The sequence below is a fragment of the Duganella caerulea genome (assembly GCF_040362985.1).
GTDB classification, from domain to species: domain Bacteria; phylum Pseudomonadota; class Gammaproteobacteria; order Burkholderiales; family Burkholderiaceae_D; genus Rugamonas; species Rugamonas vulcania.
This window is the reverse complement of record NZ_BPWJ01000003.1, coordinates 199577-219968: the sequence shown is the minus strand read 5'-3', so window position 1 is coordinate 219968 and position 20392 is coordinate 199577. Positions and strand designations below refer to the sequence as shown.

General features: G+C 66.1%; 24 protein-coding genes. 10 read left to right on the top strand and 14 right to left on the bottom strand.

Annotated features, from left to right (window positions below):
- Positions 1–8: 8 nt before the first annotated feature.
- From ACUJB0_RS10300 to ACUJB0_RS10280, 5 genes are read right to left on the bottom strand one after another with little or no spacing between them, the layout of a single operon-like run.
- The gene (locus ACUJB0_RS10300; RefSeq protein ID WP_161082551.1) at positions 9–608 is read right to left on the bottom strand and encodes an SCO family protein; all 600 of its coding nucleotides are present in this window, start codon (positions 606–608) and stop codon (positions 9–11) included.
- Positions 608–1501 carry a heme o synthase gene (cyoE, locus tag ACUJB0_RS10295; protein WP_444845138.1) on the bottom strand — a complete coding sequence of 298 codons (894 nt, stop codon included), beginning with the start codon at positions 1499–1501 and terminating at the stop codon, positions 608–610. The genes ACUJB0_RS10300 and cyoE overlap by 1 nt, the downstream gene beginning before the upstream one ends.
- Complete coding sequence (locus ACUJB0_RS10290) at positions 1501–2658, bottom strand: COX15/CtaA family protein (protein WP_444845137.1); 1158 nt, start codon at positions 2656–2658, stop codon at positions 1501–1503. The genes cyoE and ACUJB0_RS10290 overlap by 1 nt, the downstream gene beginning before the upstream one ends.
- Before the next feature lie 3 nt (positions 2659–2661).
- Positions 2662–3279 (bottom strand): SCO family protein, encoded by a 618-nt coding sequence (locus ACUJB0_RS10285; protein ID WP_444845136.1) that lies wholly within the window; start codon positions 3277–3279, stop codon positions 2662–2664.
- On the bottom strand, positions 3263–3994 hold the full coding sequence (locus ACUJB0_RS10280) for an SURF1 family protein (protein ID WP_444845135.1): 732 nt from the start codon (positions 3992–3994) through the stop codon (positions 3263–3265). Before ACUJB0_RS10280 ends, ACUJB0_RS10285 begins: the two co-directional genes overlap by 17 nt.
- 39 nt (positions 3995–4033) lie before the next feature.
- Between ACUJB0_RS10280 and ACUJB0_RS10275 the strand changes: the two genes are divergently transcribed.
- On the top strand, positions 4034–4237 hold the full coding sequence (locus tag ACUJB0_RS10275; protein WP_444845134.1) for a twin transmembrane helix small protein: 204 nt from the start codon (positions 4034–4036) through the stop codon (positions 4235–4237).
- Between the two features lie 95 nt (positions 4238–4332).
- Here the strand turns inward: ACUJB0_RS10275 and ACUJB0_RS10270 are convergent, their stop codons facing one another.
- The 7 genes from ACUJB0_RS10270 to ACUJB0_RS10240 all read right to left on the bottom strand — a co-directional run bounded on the left by ACUJB0_RS10270 (position 4333) and on the right by ACUJB0_RS10240 (position 10255).
- On the bottom strand, positions 4333–5193 hold the full coding sequence (locus ACUJB0_RS10270) for a cytochrome c oxidase subunit 3 (protein ID WP_444845133.1): 861 nt from the start codon (positions 5191–5193) through the stop codon (positions 4333–4335).
- A gap of 16 nt (positions 5194–5209) precedes the next feature.
- The gene (locus ACUJB0_RS10265) at positions 5210–5413 is read right to left on the bottom strand and encodes a DUF2970 domain-containing protein (protein ID WP_444845132.1); all 204 of its coding nucleotides are present in this window, start codon (positions 5411–5413) and stop codon (positions 5210–5212) included.
- A 10-nt stretch (positions 5414–5423) separates the two neighbouring features.
- Positions 5424–5987 (bottom strand): cytochrome c oxidase assembly protein, encoded by a 564-nt coding sequence (locus ACUJB0_RS10260; protein ID WP_444845131.1) that lies wholly within the window; start codon positions 5985–5987, stop codon positions 5424–5426.
- Between the two features lies 1 nt (position 5988).
- Positions 5989–6096: a cytochrome oxidase small assembly protein gene (locus ACUJB0_RS10255; protein WP_217431321.1), complete on the bottom strand. Its 108-nt coding sequence runs from the start codon at positions 6094–6096 to the stop codon at positions 5989–5991.
- A 2-nt stretch (positions 6097–6098) separates the two neighbouring features.
- Positions 6099–7688 (bottom strand): cytochrome c oxidase subunit I, encoded by a 1590-nt coding sequence (gene ctaD, locus ACUJB0_RS10250; RefSeq protein WP_444845130.1) that lies wholly within the window; start codon positions 7686–7688, stop codon positions 6099–6101.
- Positions 7689–7703: 15 nt separating this feature from the next.
- A complete protein-coding gene (gene coxB / locus ACUJB0_RS10245; RefSeq protein WP_444845129.1) occupies positions 7704–8930 on the bottom strand; it encodes a cytochrome c oxidase subunit II in 1227 nt (408 codons plus the stop codon).
- A gap of 398 nt (positions 8931–9328) precedes the next feature.
- The gene (locus tag ACUJB0_RS10240) at positions 9329–10255 is read right to left on the bottom strand and encodes a methyltransferase domain-containing protein (protein ID WP_444845128.1); all 927 of its coding nucleotides are present in this window, start codon (positions 10253–10255) and stop codon (positions 9329–9331) included.
- A gap of 191 nt (positions 10256–10446) precedes the next feature.
- Here ACUJB0_RS10240 and ACUJB0_RS10235 point away from each other — a divergent pair, with 191 nt between their 5' ends.
- Positions 10447–11172 carry a ComF family protein gene (locus tag ACUJB0_RS10235; RefSeq protein ID WP_444845127.1) on the top strand — a complete coding sequence of 242 codons (726 nt, stop codon included), beginning with the start codon at positions 10447–10449 and terminating at the stop codon, positions 11170–11172.
- Positions 11173–11192: 20 nt separating this feature from the next.
- Positions 11193–11663 (top strand): tRNA (cytidine(34)-2'-O)-methyltransferase, encoded by a 471-nt coding sequence (locus ACUJB0_RS10230; protein WP_444845126.1) that lies wholly within the window; start codon positions 11193–11195, stop codon positions 11661–11663.
- Positions 11664–11789: 126 nt separating this feature from the next.
- On the opposite strand, the gene ACUJB0_RS10225 is transcribed toward ACUJB0_RS10230, so the two are convergent.
- Positions 11790–12728, bottom strand: coding sequence for an AraC family transcriptional regulator (locus ACUJB0_RS10225; protein WP_444845125.1), 939 nt, complete (start codon positions 12726–12728; stop codon positions 11790–11792).
- A 106-nt stretch (positions 12729–12834) separates the two neighbouring features.
- On the opposite strand from ACUJB0_RS10225, the gene ACUJB0_RS10220 reads away from it, so the two are divergent.
- Positions 12835–13812, top strand: a complete 978-nt coding sequence (locus ACUJB0_RS10220; RefSeq protein WP_444845124.1) for a quinone oxidoreductase family protein — start codon at positions 12835–12837, stop codon at positions 13810–13812.
- Between the two features lie 66 nt (positions 13813–13878).
- Positions 13879–16899: a sensor histidine kinase gene (locus ACUJB0_RS10215; protein WP_444845123.1), complete on the top strand. Its 3021-nt coding sequence runs from the start codon at positions 13879–13881 to the stop codon at positions 16897–16899.
- Here ACUJB0_RS10215 and ACUJB0_RS10210 read toward each other — a convergent pair.
- Complete coding sequence (locus ACUJB0_RS10210) at positions 16896–17555, bottom strand: response regulator transcription factor (RefSeq protein WP_444845122.1); 660 nt, start codon at positions 17553–17555, stop codon at positions 16896–16898. The two genes, ACUJB0_RS10215 and ACUJB0_RS10210, sit on opposite strands and share 4 nt — an antisense overlap.
- Before the next feature lie 175 nt (positions 17556–17730).
- On the opposite strand from ACUJB0_RS10210, the gene ACUJB0_RS10205 reads away from it, so the two are divergent.
- Genes ACUJB0_RS10205 through bufA2 form a run of 5 tightly spaced genes read left to right on the top strand, consistent with a single transcriptional unit; the run spans position 17731 to position 20338 of the window.
- A complete protein-coding gene (locus ACUJB0_RS10205; protein WP_444845121.1) occupies positions 17731–18021 on the top strand; it encodes a BufA1 family periplasmic bufferin-type metallophore in 291 nt (96 codons plus the stop codon).
- Positions 18022–18029: 8 nt separating this feature from the next.
- Positions 18030–18803, top strand: a complete 774-nt coding sequence (locus ACUJB0_RS10200; protein ID WP_444845120.1) for an HvfC/BufC family peptide modification chaperone — start codon at positions 18030–18032, stop codon at positions 18801–18803.
- A complete protein-coding gene (locus ACUJB0_RS10195) occupies positions 18800–19282 on the top strand; it encodes a DoxX family protein (protein ID WP_444845119.1) in 483 nt (160 codons plus the stop codon). The genes ACUJB0_RS10200 and ACUJB0_RS10195 overlap by 4 nt, the downstream gene beginning before the upstream one ends.
- Complete coding sequence (locus tag ACUJB0_RS10190; protein WP_444845118.1) at positions 19279–20016, top strand: alpha/beta fold hydrolase; 738 nt, start codon at positions 19279–19281, stop codon at positions 20014–20016. Before ACUJB0_RS10195 ends, ACUJB0_RS10190 begins: the two co-directional genes overlap by 4 nt.
- A gap of 34 nt (positions 20017–20050) precedes the next feature.
- Complete coding sequence (bufA2, locus tag ACUJB0_RS10185) at positions 20051–20338, top strand: BufA2 family periplasmic bufferin-type metallophore (RefSeq protein ID WP_444845117.1); 288 nt, start codon at positions 20051–20053, stop codon at positions 20336–20338.
- Positions 20339–20392: the final 54 nt, after the last annotated feature.

Sequence of the window (20392 nt, the reverse complement as noted above, 5' to 3'; positions counted from 1 at the left end):
GCGCGCCGTCAGGGCTGGGCCAGCAGCAGTTTCAGGTCGTGCACGATGGGCGCCGGACCCTGGCCGGCGCGCACCAGCAGGCGGATCTTGCCCTGCTTGTCGAACACGTAGCTGGCGGCGGTGTGGTCCATCGAGTAGCTGCCCGGCGTCTTGCCCGGCACCTTGGCGTAGTACACCTTGAATTCCTTGCCGACGGCGGCGGTCTGCTCGGCCGTGCCGTACAGGCCCAGGAAGCGCTTGTCGAAGGCCGGCACGTATTCGGCCAGCAGCTGCTGCGTGTCGCGCTCGGGGTCGACGGTGACGAACAGCACCTGCACCTGGTCGGCCTGCGGGCCCAGCTCCTTCATCGCGGCCGACATCTCGGCCATCGTGGTCGGGCACACGTCCGGGCACTGGGTATAGCCGAAGAACATCAGCACGACCTTGCCTTTGAAATCGGCCAGCGTGCGCGGCTTGCCGTTGTGGTCGGTCAGCGCGAAGTCCTTGGCGTATGGCAGGCCGGTCAGGTCGGTGTTGGTGAATTCCAGACGCGGCGCGGCGGGCCTGCGCTCGCAGGCGGCCAGTAATACAGACAGGGCCATCAGGCCGACAGCGAGCAGTTTTTTCATCAGTATTTGAAGTAGTGGTCCACCAGCAGCGCCACGAACAGCAGCGACAGGTAGATGATCGACCAGGTGAAGGCCTTGCGGGCGATCAGGTCGGTGTAGTGGCGGTAGATTTTCCAGGCGTGGTGCAGGAACACGGCGTTCAGCGCGATGGCACTAACCAGGTAGATCAGGCCGCTCATGTGCACCGCGTACGGCAGCAAGGTGGTGGCGGCCAGCGCGATCGAGTACAGCCAGACGTGGAACTGCGTGAACTGCATGCCGTGCGTGACCGGCAGCATCGGCAGGCCGGACTTGGCGTAGTCGTCGCGGCGGTACATGGCCAGCGCCCAGAAGTGCGGCGGCGTCCAGACGAAGATGATCAGCACCAGCAGCCAGGCTTGCATCGGCACGTCGTTGGCGACGGCGGCCCAGCCCAGCGCCGGCGGCATCGCGCCCGACAGGCCGCCGATGACGATGTTCTGCGGCGTGGCCGGCTTCAGGATCATGGTGTAGATGATGGCGTAGCCGACGAAGGTGACAAAGGTCAGCCACATCGTCAGCGGGTTCACCAGCGAATACAGGATCCACATGCCGGCGCCACCGATCACGGCGGCGAACACCACGGTCTGCATGACGGTGATCTCGCCCATGGCCATCGGGCGGCGGGCGGTGCGCGCCATGCGGGCGTCGATCTCGCGCTCGGCCAGGCAGTTGACGGCGAAGGCCGCGCCGGCCAGCAGCCAGATGCCAACGGTGGCCGCAACCAGCAGGCGCCAGTCCGGCATGCCGTCGCTGGCGAGGAACATGCCGATCACGGCGCAGAACACGGCCAGCTGGGTGACGCGGGGCTTGGTCAGCGCCCAGTATTGCGAGGCGCGGCTGGCGGATTTGGAGGTGGCGGTGTGTGTGGTCATTAGCGATGCGTAGTGTGCAGGGATGCCGCGCCAGAGGCTGCCTTTTTGGCAAGATCGTACTGGTACTTAGCCTTGTAGTTTAACATGGTCAGCAAAAGGACCAGCAGCGCCGCACCAGCGTTGTGCAGCACCGCGATCGCCAGCGGGAAGCTGAGGTAGATGGTGGCGATGCCGGTGGCGATCTGCGCGCCCAAGGTCAACGCCAGGTAGCGGGCGGTTTTATGCAGCGCCGCGTGCTCCCACGCGCGCCAGGCTGTGTAGCCGGCCACCAGCGCGACCAGCAGGCCGAAGTTGCGGTGCACCCAGTGGATGGCCGTCAGCGCCGAGAACGGCAGGTAGTGGCCGGCGGCGGTCTTGCCCAGCTCGCGCCACAGCGTGAAGCCGTGCTCGAAGTCCATGTCCGGTACCAGCTTGCCGCCGCACAGCGGGAAATCGGTGCAGGCCAGGGTGGCGTAATTGGTGCTGGTCCAGCCGCCCAGCGCCAGTTGCGCCAGCAGCAGCACGGCCGAGACGGCCGCCAGCAGGCGGATGTTGCGCATCGCAGGCGGCGAGGCGGTCACCGTGCGCATCGGCGCGATCAGCTGGTTCTGGCGGCCGCCGTACCAGGCCAGCAAGGCCAGCAGGCCCATGCCCAGCAGCAGGTGGGTGGTGACGATCACCGGCTGCAGTTTCAGCGTGACGGTCCAGGCGCCGAACGCGCCCTGCAGGCAGACGAACAGGAACAGCGCGGTCGGCAGCCATGGCGCGTACTCGGACCGCGTGCCCTGCGACTTGCGCCATTGATACCAGGATTGCGCCATCATCGCCACGATCAGCACGCCGATCGCCATCGCCAGGTAGCGGTGGATCATCTCGATCCAGGCCTTGAACACCGTCACCGGGCCGGTCGGCAGCAGCGCCTCGGCCGCCGTGATCTGCTCGTGCGCCAGGAAGGGATTGGCGGCGCCGTAGCAGCCCGGCCAGTCCGGGCAGCCCAGGCCGGAGTCGGTCAGGCGCGTGAAGGCGCCGAACACGATCAGGTCGAACGTCAGGAACACGCTGACCCAGACCAGCTTGCGGTATTTGTTGGCGTCGGACGAGGTCCACACCAGCGACAGCGGCAGCAGCGCCACCAGCAGCGCCGTCACGGCCATTTGAGCGAGAGTGGTGGAATGCATGGGTCAGCCTATCGCGGAAGCCTTGAGCAGCTTGCTGATGTCCTTGTGGACCTTCTTCACCTTCTCGGTGTCGCTGGAGACCGCGCCTTTCGGGAAGCGCATCATCAAGTTGCCCAGCGGGTCGATCAGGTAGACGTGGTCGGCGGCGCGGTCGCCGGCGGCCTGCTCCAGCGGCAGCCATTTTTCCACCACGGCGGCCGGCGCGCGCAGCATGCGGGTGCCGTCGTTGACGCGCATGAGCAGGGTGTCGAGCGGCTGGTCGTCGGTGATCAGCCACACGCGCTCGATGCGCTCCATCTCCTTGCCCTGCATGGTGCGCAGCTGGCGCATGGCGAACAGCTGGTCCTGGCAATCCTGCCGGCAGTCGGACGGGCCGACCTTGAGCATGATCCACTTGCCCTTGTAGTTCTCCAGCGTGGCCGGCTTGCCGTCCAGCGTGGTGCTGGCCATGGCCGGAATCGGATGGTCGCGCGGATCGATCAGCGCGCCGTAGTTGGTCACGCCGCCCTTGGGCTTGATGACGTAATACGTGAGATAGGAACCCACCAGCGGCGCGGCGCACACGGCCAGCACCAGCAACAATTTCCAGCGTCCACGACCTTGATTACTTTTGTTTTCCACGTCTGAATCCGTTCACCACAAAGAAGATAACAGCCATCGCCGACAGTGCGTACCACTGGAAGGCATAGCCCTGATGTTTTTCCACGCCCAGCGCCGGCGCCGGCCAGTCACGCACCATGCGCTCGTCGTCGCCGGCCGGCTTGGCCGGGGCGGCCTGCTCGATCAGGAACGGCTGCATGGTCAGGCCGCTGTCCCTGGCCACCTGCAGCGGATCGGCGTTCTGCACGATGATGCCGGGCGTCAGCACCGGCGCCTTGCCCAGTTCCATCACGTGGCCGGCGTCGATGCGTGCCATGCCCTCCAGCGTGACCGGGCCGGACGGCGTGGCGTAGGCCGGCAGTTTGGCGCGGTCGGCCGGATCGCGCGGCAGCCAGCCGCGCGCCACCAGCACATGCATGCCCGATCCCGCGATTTTAAACGGCATCAGCAAATAAAACCCGGAGCGCCCGGCCGACGGGCGGTTGTCCAGGTACAGCGGCCAGTTGGCGACGAATTCGCCGGTCACGGCCACGCGGCGGAATTCCACCGCCTCGGCGGCCAGCGGCGCGCCGTCCAGCACCACGGGCGCGCTGGCGTTGCCCTGGGCCAGCTTGGCCTGCAACACCAGCTTTTGCGCGGCGCGGCGCTCCTGCCAGTTGCCCAGCTGGATGCCCAGCGTGACCACCAGCACGGTCGCCACGAAAGGGATCAGTTTAAAACGGAACGCAATACCCATTACAATGGAACCTTCATCAATTCATTCCCCCGCCACGCCATGAAAATTGCTGTCGCCATCGCGTTCATCCTGATCATCGGCAGCCTGGCTTCCGCGTTCTTCTTCCTGATGCGCGACAAGGGCAAGAGCAACAACACCGTGCGCGCGCTGGCGGTGCGGGTCGGGCTGTCGATCGCGCTGTTCATCGCGCTGCTGGTCGCCTACAAGCTCGGCTACATCCAGCCCACCGGCATCCGCAACTAACAAAAAAAGCCGCATCCGGTGTCGACCCGATGCGGCTTTTTCTTCAGCGCCGCAGCAGCATCGCTGCGGCATTATATCGTTCTTGCTGTCCCTCGTTACAGCCAGTACACGACCACGTACAGGCCGAGCCAGACCACGTCCACAAAGTGCCAGTACCAGGCCGCGCCTTCGAAGGCGAAGTGGTGGTCGGGCGTGAAGTGGCCGCGCAGCACGCGGTACAGCACCACCGACAGCATGATCGCGCCCATCGTCACGTGGAAGCCGTGGAAACCGGTCAGCATGAAGAAGGTCGAGCCGTAGATGCCCGAGGTCAGCTTCAGGTTCAGTTCGGTGTACGCGTGGTGGTATTCGAAGGCCTGGAAGCCCATGAAGACCGCGCCCAGCGCGATCGTGGCGAACAGCCAGAACGCGGTCTGCGCACGGTGGCCGGCGCGCAGCGCGTGGTGCGAGATGGTCAGCGTCAGGCCCGAGGTCAGCAGCAGAGCGGTGTTGATGGTCGGGATAGGGAACGGACCCATGGTCTTGAATTCCTGCACCGTGCCGGCCGGACCGGTGTTGCCCCAGTGCGCGGCGAAGTCCGGCCAGATGAATTTATGGTCCAGGTCGCCCAGCCACGGCATGGTGATCGAACGGGCATAGAACAGCGCGCCGAAGAAGGCGCCGAAGAACATCACCTCCGAGAAGATGAACCAGGCCATCGACCAGCGGTAGGAATGGTCGACGCGTTGGCCGTACTGGCCGGCCTCGGATTCCTTGATGGCGTCGCCGAACCAGAAGTACAGCACCGAAATGATGGCGGCCAGGCCCACGAAGTTCACGATCGGCCCCCACGACAAGTCATTGACCCAGGCCGAAGCGCCGATCATGGTGGTCAGCAGGGACATGCCTGCCAGCAGCGGCCATTTGGATGGACCAGGCACGAAGTAGTACGGTGCCGCGGCGTTTTGTGAACTCATCTTCATCTCCCTAAATTTATTTTGAAACTACAAGCTTTACGATAGTGATCAGCAGTCCAATAAAACAGGCCACGCCGATCAAGGCCGCGATGATGATGTGCACCGGATTCAGCTTGGCCGAATCGGTATCGAAATCGCTCTTGCGGCGCAGGCCGAAGAACGACCAGAACACCGCTTTCATCGAATACATGAACGACGCTTGCTTCTTGTTCTCTTCCATGGCGCCCCCCTTACCTGGCCGCGGTCTTGGTTTTGTCCAGACCGCCCACCTCGAAGAAGGTGTACGACAGCGTGATGGTCTTCACGTCCTTCGGCAGCGCCGGATCGATGAAGAACACCACCGGCATCTGCCGCGCCTCGTTCGGCTTCATGGTCTGCTGCTTGAAGCAGAAACACTCGACCTTCTTAAAATGCGGCATCGCGCTTTGCGGCGCGTAGCTCGGGATGGCCTGCGCGCTGACTTCGCGGTTCTGGGTGTTGACCACCTCGTACATCACCGTCGCCAGCTCGCCCGGATGCACGCTCATGCTGTGCGTCACGGGGCGGAAACGCCACGGGCCCTGGGCGTTGCCGTCGAACTCGATGGTCACGCTGCGCGTCTTGTCGATCTGCGTGTTGGCGTCGATGCTGACCGTGCCGTCCTTCTGGGTCAGCACGTTGATGCCCAGCGCCTCGCAAATCTGGCGGTAGAACGGGTTGAGCGCGTACGCGAACCCGAACATCAGCACCGCCACCACGATCAGCTTGCCCAGCAGGGTGCGGTTCAGCCCGCCTGTTTCCTTGTCTTCGCTCACGTCAGCTCAGCCACATCCGCTTGACAAACACGGACAGGAAAAAGAACAGGGCCACGCCGGCCAACAGCAGGCCGGTCCTCGCGTTATTCGGCTTCTTCTGTTCGGCCATGATTATTTGAACTGCGGTGGCGTTTCAAAGGTGTGGAACGGCGCCGGCGACGGCACGGTCCACTCCAGGCCTTCAGCGCCATCCCATGGCTTGGCTTCGGCTTTCTTGCCGCCGCGGATGGTCGGCAGGATCACGAAGAACAGGAAGAACACCTGCGACAGGCCGAAACCGAAGGCGCCGATGGACGCGATCATGTTGAAGTCCGTGAACTGCGCCGAATAGTCGGCGTAGCGGCGCGGCATGCCTGCCAGGCCCAGGAAGTGCATCGGGAAGAAGGTGATGTTGAAGGTGATCAGCGACAGCCAGAAGTGGGTCTTGCCCATCGTTTCGTTGTACATGTGGCCGGTCCATTTCGGCGACCAGTAGTAGAAGCCTGCGAACAGCGCGAACAGCGAGCCGGCCACCAGCACGTAGTGGAAGTGCGCCACCACGTAGTAGGTATCCTGCAGCTGGATGTCGATCGGGGTCACGGCCAGGATCAGGCCGGTGAAGCCGCCGATGGTGAACACGAAGATGAAGCCCACGGCGAACAGCATCGGGGTTTCAAAGGTCATCGAACCCTTCCACATGGTGGCGATCCAGTTGAACACTTTGACGCCGGTCGGCACCGCGATCAGCATGGTCGCGTACATGAAGAACAGCTGCGAGGTCACCGGCATGCCGGTGGTGAACATGTGGTGGGCCCAGACGATGAACGACAGGATCGCGATCGACGCGGTGGCGTACACCATCGAGGCGTAGCCGAACAGCTGCTTGCGGGCAAAGGCCGGCAGGATCTGCGAGACGATGCCGAAGGCCGGCAGAATCATGATGTAGACCTCGGGGTGGCCGAAGAACCAGAAGATGTGCTGGTACATGACCGGGTCGCCACCGCCGGCGGCGTTGAAGAACGAGGTGCCGAAGTGGCGGTCGGTCAGCGTCATGGTGATGGCGCCAGCCAGGACCGGCATCACGGCGATCAGCAGGTAGGCGGTGATCAGCCAGGTCCAGCAGAACATCGGCATTTTCATCAAGGTCATGCCGGGGGCGCGCATGTTGAGGATGGTGACGATGATGTTGATCGAACCCATGATCGACGAGGCGCCCATCAGGTGCATCGCGAAAATCGCCATGTCCATGCCTGGGCCCATCTGGGTCGACAGCGGCGCGTACAGCGTCCAGCCGGCCGCGGTGGCGCCGCCGGGAACCAGGAACGAGGTCGCCAGCAGGATGGCGGCCGGTGGCAGCAGCCAGAACGAGAAGTTGTTCATGCGGGCGAAGGCCATGTCGGACGCGCCGATCTGCAGCGGGATCATCCAGTTGGCGAAGCCGACGAAGGCCGGCATGATGGCGCCGAACACCATCACCAGGCCGTGCATGGTGGTGAGCTGGTTGAAGAACTCAGGCTGGAAGAACTGCAGGCCCGGCTTGAACAGCTCGGTGCGGATCATCAGCGCCAGCACGCCGCCGGACAGCAGCATGATGAAGGAGAACCACAGGTACAGCGTACCGATGTCTTTGTGATTGGTGGCGAACAACCAGCGCGACAGACCATGGGGATGGTCGTGAGCGTGATCGTGATCGTGTGCGTGATCCAAGGTGCTTGTGCTCATTTGTAACGCTCCTGATTACTTACGTGCAGCCACAACTTCGGCTGGTTGAACGATGTTTTCGGCGGCCTTGTTCGACCAGCTGTTACGGGTGTAGGTGATGACAGCCGCAATATCCGTATCCGACAGTTGCTTCCATGCCGGCATCTCAGCGCTGAACTTGCCGCTCTTCTTACCGTGCAGCAGAACGTTGATCTGTTCCGCCTTGGGACCGTTGACCACGGCCGAACCGTCCAGCGGCGCGAACGTGCCCGGCACGCCCTTGCCGTTGGCCTGGTGGCAGACCACGCAGTTGGTCGAGTAGACTTTCTCGCCCTTGGTTTTCAGCTCGTCGATGGTCCAGGTCTTGTTCGGATCGTCGGCCAGCGCGGCCATTTCTTTTTTCTTGCCGTCGACCCAGGTCTTGTACTCGTCGTCGCTGACCACGCGCACCACGATCGGCATGAACGCGTGTTCCTTGCCGCACAGCTCGGAGCAGAAACCGCGATAGGTGCCGGTGTGCTCGGCCTTGAACCAGGTGTCGCGCACGAAGCCGGGAATGGCGTCCTGCTTGACGCCGAAGGCCGGGATCGACCACGAGTGGATCACGTCGTTGGCGGTGGTGACCAGGCGGATTTTTTTGTTGACCGGAACGACGACTTCATTGTCGACTTCCATCAGGTAGTTGTCGCCGCGCTTCTCGGTCGGCTCGAAGCCGGGCGAGCCCACTTGCGCGCGCGGGGTCGACAGGTTGGACAGGAAGGAGATGCCCTCGCCGTCGCCTTTCAGGTAGTCGTAGCCCCACTTCCACTGCATGCCGGTGACCTTGATGGTGATGTCGGCGTTGGAGGTGTCCTTCATGCCGACCACGGTGCGGGTGGCGGGCAGCGCCATGCCGATGACGATCAGGAAAGGCACCACGGTCCAGGCGATTTCAACGGCGGTCGATTCGTGGAAGGTGGCCGGCTTGTGGCCCAGCGATTTGCGGTGCTTGAAGATGGAGTAGAACATCACGCCGAACACGCCGACGAAGATGACCAGGCAGACCAGCATCATCCAGGTGTGCAGGCTGTAGATTTCGGAAGCGATCTGGGTCGCCGGAGGTTGCAGATTGAGCTCGCCGGCGACGGGGCCGCCGGTGCCGCCGGTCGCCGCAGTGTAGGTACCTGCCGCGGATGCCGCCTTGTCAGCCGCCCACGCTGGGATACTTGCCGCCGTTACCGACAGCCCGAGCATCAACGATTGAAGTCGCTTCGCATGTTTCATGTTTTCCCCAACCACCCAAGAAATTAAAATATTTTTTTAACGACTCCGGATTTCGGTGAACTGAACCGGCGCCGCGCTCCTTAAACAACTTCAGGCCCCATGCCAGCCTCGTCCGAAAAATTCTTCGTGACGCGACCCCGGCGGGACCTTGAGGCTTGCCGCTTCATCCCCAGATACTGCCCAGGGACAACGCGAAAGCCTGATTCTGCTTAATTCAACTGCTCGTTCGTGCTCGTGCTTGCCTGCCTATCGCTCCACTCGCTGATTTATAGCTGGCTGCGTGATCTGCTGGCAAAATTAGTGAATGATTATATATAACAAAAACGATCCACATCAAGAAATAATCCAAATCACAACTATGGCGTAGCCCGGGGCGCCACAGTGCGCCCGCAAACCCGCTACTGGCGCGGCTTTCGTGGTAAATCAAATCGGATGATGGCCTCGCCCTTGGACGTCACTTTGGGCGCCGGACGAAAGGCGTGGCCGTAAATCACCTCGAAAGTCAGGCCCAGCTTGCCATCCGCGCGGCGGTTTTTCTCCAGCGTGTCCAGCATGCGCCGCCACGCCTGTTTGCCCATCAGGCCGCGCCGCAGCGTGCTGAGCGGGTTGCCGCCCAGCGCGCGCACATCGGCCAGCAGGGCTTGCGGCGTGTCGTAGGTGACGGTGATGACCTCCATGTCCAGCACCGGCGTCGAAAAGCCCGCCTCCACCAATTGATCGCCGAAATCGTGCATGTCGACGAAGGGCAGCGCGTGCGGCGCCAGGTCGGCCTCGGCAAAGGCGGCGCGCAGCTCGCGGAAGGTGTCCGGGCCGAAGCAGGAGAACATCAGCAGGCTGTTCACGCGCAGCACGCGGCGCCACTCGGCGAACACGCGGTCCGGCTGCGGATGCCAGTGCAGTGCCAGGTTGGACCAGACCAGGTCCACCGAATTCGGGCCCAGCGGCAGTTCGGCGAAATCGCCGCACAGCGTGTCGATGCCGGTCTTGGCCGGCAGCAGCTTGCTCAGCAGCTGGTTCAGCGACGACGGCTTGGCGGCGGGACCCTGGGCGGCGCGCGCCATGGCCTCGGCCGCGTCGATGCCGACGATGTGGGCGGCGGGATAGGATTTTTGCAATAGTGCGAGATCGGCACCTGCGCCGCAGCCGGCGTCCAGCACGCGCTGGGGCGCGAGCTTGATCAGCTCCAGGCGGTCGAACATGCGCGAGGCGATTTCGCGGCGCAGGAAATCGGACGGCGCGACGCGCTCGGGGCGGCCGAACAGCGCGCGCACGCGCACCTGGTCGATCGGCGCGCTCAGTTTAGGGGGTTTTGCGGGGACTTCCATGATGTCGTTCGGTGTAGTGCGATAATGTCGGCAGTGTACATGGTTGAACGCAAACGCGTCCTGGAAGGCACGTCGTTCCCGCGCAAGCGGGAACCCATGCGCCGCCCATTTGTCCTGGGACGCATGGATTCCCGCTTGCGCGGGAATGACGCACGGGAGGGTGGATGTCAGTTACCCCGACAATCGGCACAATGCGCGCCCTGCTCCATCGCGGCGGCGCCGCCTTGTTGCGCGGCGTGTTGCCGGCCTCGTGCGCGTTATGCGCGGCCGATGGCGACGAATTGCTGTACCCGGACTGCGCCGCGCAATTCTTCGGCGTTGCCGCCGTGCGTTGTCCGCGCTGCGCCAATCCCCTGCCGGACTCGGCACGCGGCCAGCTGTGCGGTGCCTGCCGCGCCGAGCCGCCGGCCTTCGACGTCACGCTGGTCGCGGCGGATTATGCGATGCCGCTGGACCAGCTGGTGCTGCAACTGAAATTCGGCCACCGCCTCGCGCTGGCGACATTGTTCGCCCGCCTGCTGCGCGACGCCGTCCTGCAGCAGCCCGGCTTCACGCTGCCCGCCCTGCTCTGCCCGGTGCCGCTGGGGCCGCGCCGGCTGGCCGAACGCGGCTACAATCAAGCCCTGGAGATCGCGCGGCCATTGGCGCGCAGCCTGGGCGTGGCGCTGCATCCGCGGCTGGCCTGCCGGGTGCAGGAGACGGCGGCGCAAAGCAGCGTCACGCCGGAACGGCGGCGGCACAACATCGCCGGCGCGTTCGCGATCCCGGATATGGCGCTGGTGCAGGGCCGCCACATCGGCGTGGTCGACGACGTGATGACCAGCGGCGCCACGCTGAACGAACTGGCGGCAACACTGAAACGCCACGGCGCGGCGCAGGTGAGCAACCTGGTGTTCGCGCGCACGCCGCCGCATTGAATTTAATTGAGGAGAATGTTTTGTTTCACGTCGTACTAGTCCAACCTGAAATTCCACCCAACACCGGCAACGTCATCCGGCTCTGCGCCAACACCGGCGCGCAGCTGCACCTGATCGAGCCGCTGGGCTTCCCGCTGGAAGACTCCAAGCTCAAGCGCGCCGGCCTGGACTATCACGAATACGCGAAGATGAAAGTCCACCCGAACTGGCAAGCCTTCCTGGCCGAGGTGCAGCCGGACCCGTCGCGCATGTTCGCCATGACCACGCACGGCTCCTCGCCGTTCGCCGACGCCGCCTTCCGGCCGGGCGACGTGTTCGTGTTCGGCTCGGAAACGCGCGGCCTCGACCCGGCCTTCCGCGAAACGTTCCCGCCAGCCCAGCGCATCCGCCTGCCGATGCGTCCCGACAACCGCAGCCTGAATTTATCGAACACGGTCGCCGTGGTCGTGTTCGAAGCCTGGCGCCAGAACGGCTACGCCGGCGGCGCATAAAATTTGGATCAATCCCGACATCCGTCCATAAAATTGGGGTCAAGTCTGGCATTCGGACACGAGCTCAACCGTAGACATCCGTTACGGTTGAGCTCGTGTCCGAATGCCAGACTTGACCCCACGGTGTTACGGCTCAGCTCGTGTCCGAATGTCAGACTTGACCCCAAGGCGGAAGGTGCCTGGTGTCATGGAGGTTTCGCGGCGGAACACGCGGTTGAAGGCTGCCGCCGATTCGTAGCCGACCCGGCGCGACACCTCCGACAGGGCCACGTCGCCGCGCCGCAGTAGCCGCGTCGCGCAGTGCATGCGCCATTGCGTCAGGTATTCCAGCGGCGATTGACCAACCACGGCCTTGAAGCGCGCCGCGAAGGCCGAGCGCGACATGCCGGCCGCGCGCGCCAGCGATTCCACCGTCCAGCCCTGCGCCGGGTCGCTGTGCATCGCCGTCAACGCTTGCCCCAGGTGGCGGTCGGCGATGCCGGCCAGCCAGCCGCGCGTGGCGCCGCCCGGTTGCAACGCATACGCGCGGACCGCATGCACCAGCAGCAGTTCGAACAGGCGGCTGAGCACGGCCTCCGATCCCAGCCCCGGCGACTCGGTCTCCAGCGCCAGCATTTCCAGCACCGACTGGAAGGCCAGGCTGCGGTGCTGGTCCAGCTTCAAATGCAGCAGCGGCGGCAGCGCCCGCAGCAAGGGCTGCGCCTCCAGCGCGTCCAGCTCGAACGAGCCGCTGACAAAGGTGGTGAGCGCTCCCCCGCCACCTATCCCGATGCGGTTGCCGACCCGCAGCTTCTCCACCTCCACGCAGTCGATCAGCACCGAGTCCTCATGGTCGTGCAAGCGGTAGGGCGTGCCGTCCAGCTTGAGGAAGACGTCGCCGCTGCGCAGGGCGATCGGCTGCGGACTGTCGGGCGTGGCCAGGATCGCCGAGCCGCGCACCACCAGCACGAAGCTGATGCCGGGCTCGCCCGGCGAGCGCACGCCCCACGGCGCGCTGGCGTCCATTCGCGTGAAACTGGCGGCGCGGATGCGCAGCCCGGTCAGGATGTCGGTCAAGGGATCCATGATTTCTCCACTTTGGACGATCGAGCAATAGATATGGACTTTTCGCGATTGTTAGTCCTGATTGGTATCCATATTATAGACGTCACCAAACCCAAAGGAGTCGACCATGGATGCAATGAAAGCAGTTGTGATGAACCACACCGGCGATATCGACGCGCTGGCCTTGGCGCAGCGTCCGGTCCCGGTCGCCGGCGCCGGAGAAGTGCTGGTGCGGATCGCCGCCGCCGGCGTCAATTTCATGGATATCGGCGTGCGCCAGGGGATGGCGTGGAACGAGATGCCCAATCCGAAGATTCTCGGCGTGGAGGGCGCGGGCCGCGTGACCGCGCTGGGCGAAGGCGTGACCGGCTTCACCGTCGGCCAGCGCGTGGCCTGGGTCTACGCGCCCGGCAGCCATGCCGAGCAGATCGCGATCCCGGCCACCTCGCTGGTGCCGGTGCCGCACCACATCAGCGACCAGACCGCCGCCGCGGTGATGATGCAGGGCCTGACCGCCAGCCATTTCGCCACCGATTTCCATCCCACCCAGCCGGACGAGATCGCGCTGGTGCATGCGGCGGCCGGCGGCCTCGGCCTGCTGCTGACGCAGATCGTCAAGCTGCGCGGCGGCCTGGTGATCGGCCGGGTGTCGTCCGCCGACAAGGTGGAGGCGGCCAGGGCGGCCGGCGCCGACCACGTCATCGTCGACGATGGTGGCAACTTCGCCGCGCAGGCGCGCCGGTTGTCGGGCGGCGATGGCGTGCACGTGGTGTTCGACGGCTCCGGCCCGGCCACCTTCCAGGGCTCGCTGGACGCGCTGCGCCGCTCGGGCACCTTCTGCTGGTACGGCCCGGTACTGGGCGGCCCGGGGCCGCTCGACATCATGAGCCTGCCCAAGAGCATCAAGCTGGGCTACGCCGTGTTCTCCGACCACATTCCCACGCCGGAACGCCTGCGCGCGCGCACAGCGCAACTGTTCGAGTGGATCGCCGAAGGCAAGCTCAAGGTCCACATCGGCGGCGTCTATCCGCTGGCCGACGCCGCCCGCGCCCACGCCGACATGGCGCGCCGCGCGACCATCGGCAAGCTGCTGCTGGTGCCGTGACGCGGACAATGTTACCCCGATGATATTATCGGTTTCTCATTAACTGCGTCCCTCGAACCAGCTCACATGCACCGTTTCGTTTTCCGGCTAGGCCTGGCGGCGGCCCTCGTTTGCGGCGGTCCGCAGGCCTGGGCCCTGGACCCCGGCGTCAGCCTGCACGACTACCGCCACGACACCTGGCGCCGCAAGGATGGCGCGCCGGTCAGCATCAGCGCCTTCACCCAGAGCGCCGACGGCTGGCTCTGGATCGGCACCGACCAGGGACTGTACCGCTTCGACGGCTTGCGCTTCGAGCGCTACCAGTCGCCGGCCGGCCGGCGCCTGCTCAGCGCGCGCATCTCCACACTGAGCGCCTCCCGCGACGGCGACCTGCTGGTCGGCTACGTGGACGGCGGCATCAACCTGATACGCCAAGGGGAGATCGTGCCGCTGCCGGCCTGGAACGCCGGCCGCGTGGACATGGTGTACTACCTGGTCGCCGACAACGACGGCAGCGTCTGGATCTGCACTCGTTCCGGCCTGGTGCGTTACGCCAAAGGCGTATGGCAAAGCATAGGCGCAGCCTGGGGCCTGCCGTCGAAACTGGTCAACGAAGGCACGCTGGATCAGTACGGTCAGCTGTGGGTCAACGCCGGCGGCGAATGGTACAAGCTGGACCGCGAGGCGCGCCGCTTCCAGCCCACCGGCCGCCGCGACGAGAACGGCGCCTTCTTCTCGCCCGACGGCGCCATGTGGCGCCGCAACGGCAATATGATCGAACGGGTGGCCGCCGGGCAGCCGGGGCCGGCGCTACCGCGCCAGCAGGCCAACGGCTACCTGCTCGGGCAGGACCGCGACATGTTCGACGCCGATGGCAACCTGTGGCTGCTGCACTCGCCGGACGGCATCGCCCGCGTGCGCAAGCAAGACCTGCCGCGCAGCGACCGCTACGACCCGTCGCTGCTGCCGGCCGAACGGCTGGACCAGCCCTGGCAGCTCAGCAATACCCGCCTCAACGGCATGCTGGAGGATATGGAAGGCAATCTGTGGGCCATGTCGATCAACGGCCTGGAGCGCTTCCGTAACCAGCGCATCCGCACCATCGCCCTGCCCAGGGACGTGGAATTGGCCGTGCTGGCGGCGGACGGCCAGCGCCGCATCTGGGTCGGCGCCGAAAGCCTGGACCAGCTGTGGGACGCGGCCGGCGCGCCGGCGCCACCCGCGCGCGTGGGCGCGCGCCGCATCGCCGTGGCCGGCCGCGACGGCGCTATCCTGAGCGCCGGCCCGCGGGGCATCGAACATCGCCGCGACGGCAAAGTCACGCTGCTGCCGCTGCCGCCCGCTTGCCCGGGCGTGCGGCCACGCGACGTCAACCGCCTGGCCGAGGACAGGATATCGATCTGGGCCAGCGTCCGCCATTGCGGCCTATTCCGCTACCGCGACGGCGCCTGGCAGGACGGCGTCGAATTAGGCATCCCTCGCCTTGAACGCGTCATCACCTCCGACCGCGACGGCGCCATATGGATAGGCTACCAGGACGGCGGCGTGCTGCGCTACCTCGACGGCAAAGTGACCCGCTACGCGCTGGCCGACGGCGGCAGCCTGGGGCCGCTGCAACTGATCAACACCGAACAAGAGGTGCTGATCTCCGGCGGCGACGGCATGGCCGTGCTGCGCGACGGCCGCTTCGAGCGCCTGCACGCGGCCGAGCCGGATGTGCTCAACAACGTGGTCGGCGTGGTGATCCTGCCCAACGGCGACCGCTGGCTGCACACCGGCATGGGCATGGCGCACGTGGTGGCGGCCGACTGGCGCGTCAGCATGGCCGATCCGCGCCGGCCGCTGCGCATGGAGATCCTGGACGCGGCGCAAGGCTACCCCGGCGCGCCGACGATTGCCGCGCCCCTGCCGAACGGTGCGCTGGACCGCGCCGGCAAGATCTGGTTCTCCGCCAGCGACGGCATCGGCGTGCTCGACACGACCCGCGACTACCGCAACCGGCTGGCGCCGTCGCTGCAGGTCGAGGGCGTCAGCGTCGACGGCCGCCGCTACGCGCCGCACCCGGGGTTGCGCTTGCCGAAGCATCCGATGCGGCTCGATATCGGTTTCGCCGCGCTCAGCCTGACCATCCCGGAGCGGATGCAGGTCTGGTACAAGCTCGACGGTGTGGACCGCGACTGGCAGATGGCCGGCGCGCGCCGCAACGCCAGCTACGCCAACCTCGGTCCCGGCGGCTACCGCTTCCGCGTCAAGGCCGCCAACGCCGACGGCGTCTGGAACGAGACCGGCGCCACGCTGGACTTCACCATCGAGCCCGGCTTCACGCAGACCGTCTGGTTCTACCTGCTGTGCGCGGGCGCGATGGCCGCGCTGGCATACGGCCTGTACCGGATACGCATGCGCCAGCTGCTGGCGCGGCTCAACGCGGTGCTGGCCGCGCGCCTGCTGGAGCGCGAACGCATCGCCCGCGCGCTGCACGACAGCCTGCTGCAAAGCATGCAGGCGCTGGTGCTGCGCTTCAGCGCGCTGCAGCGCTCGCTGCCGCCCGACAGCGCGGCCCACCGGCAGATGGAGGCGCTGCTGAGCGACGCGGACGGCGTCATCATCGAGGGCCGCAACGCGGTGATGGACTTGCGCCTGGCCAGCGCGCATGGCGGCGACATCGCGCTGGCGTTCAACCGCCTGGTCGAGCGCCTGCGTGCCACGCACCAGCCGGCCATCGAACTGCAGCTGCGCGGCGCGCGCCGCAAGCTCGATCCGCTGGCGTGGGAGGAGGTGTATCAGATCGGTGCGGAGGCCATGCACAACGCCTGCCGCCACGCGCACGCCAGCCACATCGGCATGACGCTGGACTACGGCGCGCAGGAGTTTGTGCTGACGGTGCGCGACGACGGCGCGGGACTCGACGAGCATCTGCTGCAAGGCGGCAGCAAGGAAGGCCATTGGGGACTGGTGGGCATGCGCGAACGCGCCGCCGCATTGCGTGGCACGCTGACGCTCAGGCCGGCGGCCGGCCACGGATTGGAAGTCGAGCTGCGCATCCCGGCCGCGCACGCCTATGACCGCGCGCCGCGGCCGGCGTGGTGGCGGCGCCTGCCGCGCCGTTAAAAGCGCACGCCGGGCGGCAGGCGCCCCCCCTCGCCCATGCCGATGATGCCGCGCTGTATGCCCAGCAGCACGGCGTGGGTGCGGTCGTTGGCGTGCATCTTGGCCAGCACGTTTTTCATGTGGGTCTTGATCGTGCCTTCGGACAGACCCAGCTGGTCGCCGATCTTCTGGTTGGTGTTGCCGACCGCCGCCAGCCGCAGCACCTCGATCTCGCGCGGGCTCAGCGTTTCCGTGTGCATCTGCTCGGCCAGCGCGCAGGCCACCGACGGCAGGATGCGGCGCCGGCCGCTGTGCACGCTCAGTATGGTCTCCTGCAATTCATGCCGCACCGCGCTCTTGAGCATGTAGCCGACCGCGCCCGCGCGGATCGCCTGCGCCGCGTGGGCATCGCCCTCGTACGTGGTGAGCACGATCACGCGCGCGGACGGCGCGTCGCGGCGGATGGCGGCGATGGCCTCGCTGCCGTGCATGTCGGGCAGTTGCAGGTCCATCAGCGTGACGTCGGGCCGCAGGCGGCGGTGCAGCTCGACCGCCTCGGCGCCGGTGCCGGCCTGGCCCACCAGCCGCACTTCCGGCATGGTCTCCAGCGCGCTGGCCACGCCTTCCAGGAAGATGGGATGGTCGTCCACCACCAGGACGGTTATCTGTGCTTGCATCATGCTTCCCTCTTTCGGCAGACCTGAAAACCGACACTTTGCCATAAAAACCAGTTCCCCTCACCTACCCGATCGGATGAGGAAGCGCTATCGATATCTGAGGATTTCAAGCCGCCCGCCGTCTCCTACACTGCCCTCGTTGTCTTTTTTTCCACCCGACCCCGAGGAGCTTCCCATGAAACACCGCAACGCCACGCTCGCCGCCACCCTGGCCCTGTCGCTGGCAGCCCTGGCCGGCAGCGCCCACGCCGCCGACGCCGCCAAGCCCGCCGAGCAAAAGAAACCGACCGAGAAATGCTACGGCGTCTCCAAGGCCGGCCAGAACGATTGCGCGGCCGGCCCGGGCACCAGCTGCGCCGCCACCTCCAAGTCCGACTACCAGGGCAACGCCTGGGTGCTTGTGGACAAGGGCACCTGCACCAAGATCAAAACCCCGAAAGGCTACGGCTCGCTGACGCCTCGCTGAGCATCACCGTGAAACTCGCTCAGCTGCAAAGCGATTTCGGCGCCTGGCTGGTGGCGCCGTCCGCCGCGCTGGCGCGCCGCCTCGGGCCGGACGCCAGGCTGGCGGTGTACCAGAACAACTACCGCAGCCAGCTGGCCGGCTGTCTCGAGCATTCGTATCCGCTGCTGCGGCAATGGATGGGCGAGGAGGCGTTCCGCGGCGCGTCGGTGCGCCACATCGACGCCCATCCGCCGCACGGCTGGACGCTGGACGCCTACGCCGACGGCTTCCACGCCACGCTGGCGGCGGCCTACCCGGACCATCCGGACCTGCACGAGCTGGCCTGGATAGAGCACGCGCTGAACACCGCCTTCGTGGCGGCGGACGCGGCGCCGGTCGGTCCGGACGGCTTGGCCGAACTGGACTGGGAAGACGCGGTGCTGCGGCTGACGCCGTCATTGCAGCTGCGTGCCGCCACCACCAACGCCGAGGCCATCTGGAGCGCGCTGTGGGAACAACGGCCGTCGCCGGACGGCGAGATGCTGGCCGAGCCGGGCGGCTACCTGGTCTGGCGGCGCGGCCACACGGCGGTGCTGCGCCAGGCCGACGCGCTGGAATACGAAGCCCTGCTGCAGCTGCAACGCGACGGCGGTTTCGCCGCGCTGTGCGACTGGCTGGTGGAGCTGCGCGGCGAGCAGGAAGGGATCGCCCAGGCCGGCGCGCTGCTGGCGCACTGGCTGGGCGCCGAACTCATTACCGGCATCGACACCGATGCCTCTCGATACAAGGAGCAAGCGCCATGACCATGCTACATCTACAGGACGCCGCCCCGCCCCGGCTGGCCGCCCAACTGCGCCGCCTGCTGCCGGACGACTTGCTGCTGCTGATTGCCCGCCTGGGCATCGGCGCGGTGTTCTTCCTGTCCGGCCGCACCAAGGTGGAGGGCTTCCTCACCATCAAGCCGTCGACGTACGAGCTGTTCCGCAGCGAATACGCGCTGCCGTTGCTGCCGCCGGAAGTGGCGGCGCAACTGGCCACCGCCGCCGAGAATTTCCTGCCCGTGCTGCTGGCGCTGGGCCTGGCCACGCGGCCGGCCGCCTTCGGCATGTTCTGCATGACGGCGGTGATCGAGGTGTTCGTGTATCCGGACGCCTGGCCCACGCACCTGAGCTGGGCCGGCCTGCTGCTGCCGCTGATCGCGCGAGGCGCCGGCGCGTGGTCGCTGGACCATCTGCTGTGGCGCCGTTTTTCTTCCCCCAACCAAGCTGGAGACATGCAATGAAGATCCTATCCATCCTGGCCGCGGCCGTGCTGGCCACGTCGGCCGCGCAGGCCGCCGAGCCGGTCAAGAACATCGTGCTCGTCAGCGGCTCCTTCGTGGACGGCTCCGGCTGGCGCGTGATCCACGACATCCTCACCCAGAAGGGCTACAAGGTGACGGTGGCGGCCCAGCCGCACACCAGCCTGGACGACGACATCGCCGCCACCCGCGAGATCGTCGACCAGCAGGTCGGGCCGGTGGTGCTGGTCGGCCACAGCTCGGGCGGCGCGGTGATCTCGGCCGCCGGCGAGCGCGGCAAGGTCAAGGCGCTGGTGTACGTGTCGGCGCTGCTGCCGGACGTGGGCGAAAGCCTGGCCCAGGTGATCGGCTCGATGCCGTCGCCCAGCAACAGCGTGGCGCCGACCCAGGACGGCCATCTGTTCGTCGACCGCGCGCGCTTCCACGACGACGTCGGCGCCGACCTGCCAACCAACCGCACCGACTACATGGCCATCTCGCAGGTGCCGGCCACGGTGGCCGCGTTCAACACGCAGATCTGGGCCGCCGCCTGGCGCCACAAGCCGAGCTATGCCGTGCTGTCCACCGACGACCGCGCGCTGAGCCCGGACCTGCAGCGCTGGATGTACCAACGCGCAGGCGCCAAGGTCACCGAAGTCAAGGCCAGCCATCTGGCCTACATCTCGCAGCCCGACCAGGTGGCCAAGGTGATCGAGAACGCCGCCAACGCCCGCTAGATTTTTTCGCAGTCCATCAACCAAGGAGTTCATCATGAGTCAACATCCTGTATCCCGTCCGGCGCGCGCCGCCGCCTCCATGCTGCTGGCGCTGAGCGCGCTGGCCGCCGCCACCCACGCCGACGCCGCCGACAAGCCCGCCGCGCAGGAAGCCAAGGGCCGCTGCTACGGCATCAACACCTGCAAGGGCACCAGCCTGTGCGCCACCGCCAAGAACGATTGCAAGGGCCTCAACAGCTGCAAGGGTGAAGGCGTGCTGGTCAAGACCAAGACCGAATGCCTGGCAGCCGGCGGCACCCTGACCGAACCGAAGAAGAAGTAATTGTCCCGTCCGCCCGGCACGCCGCAACGCGCGCCGGGCGGCCTTCCCCATTTT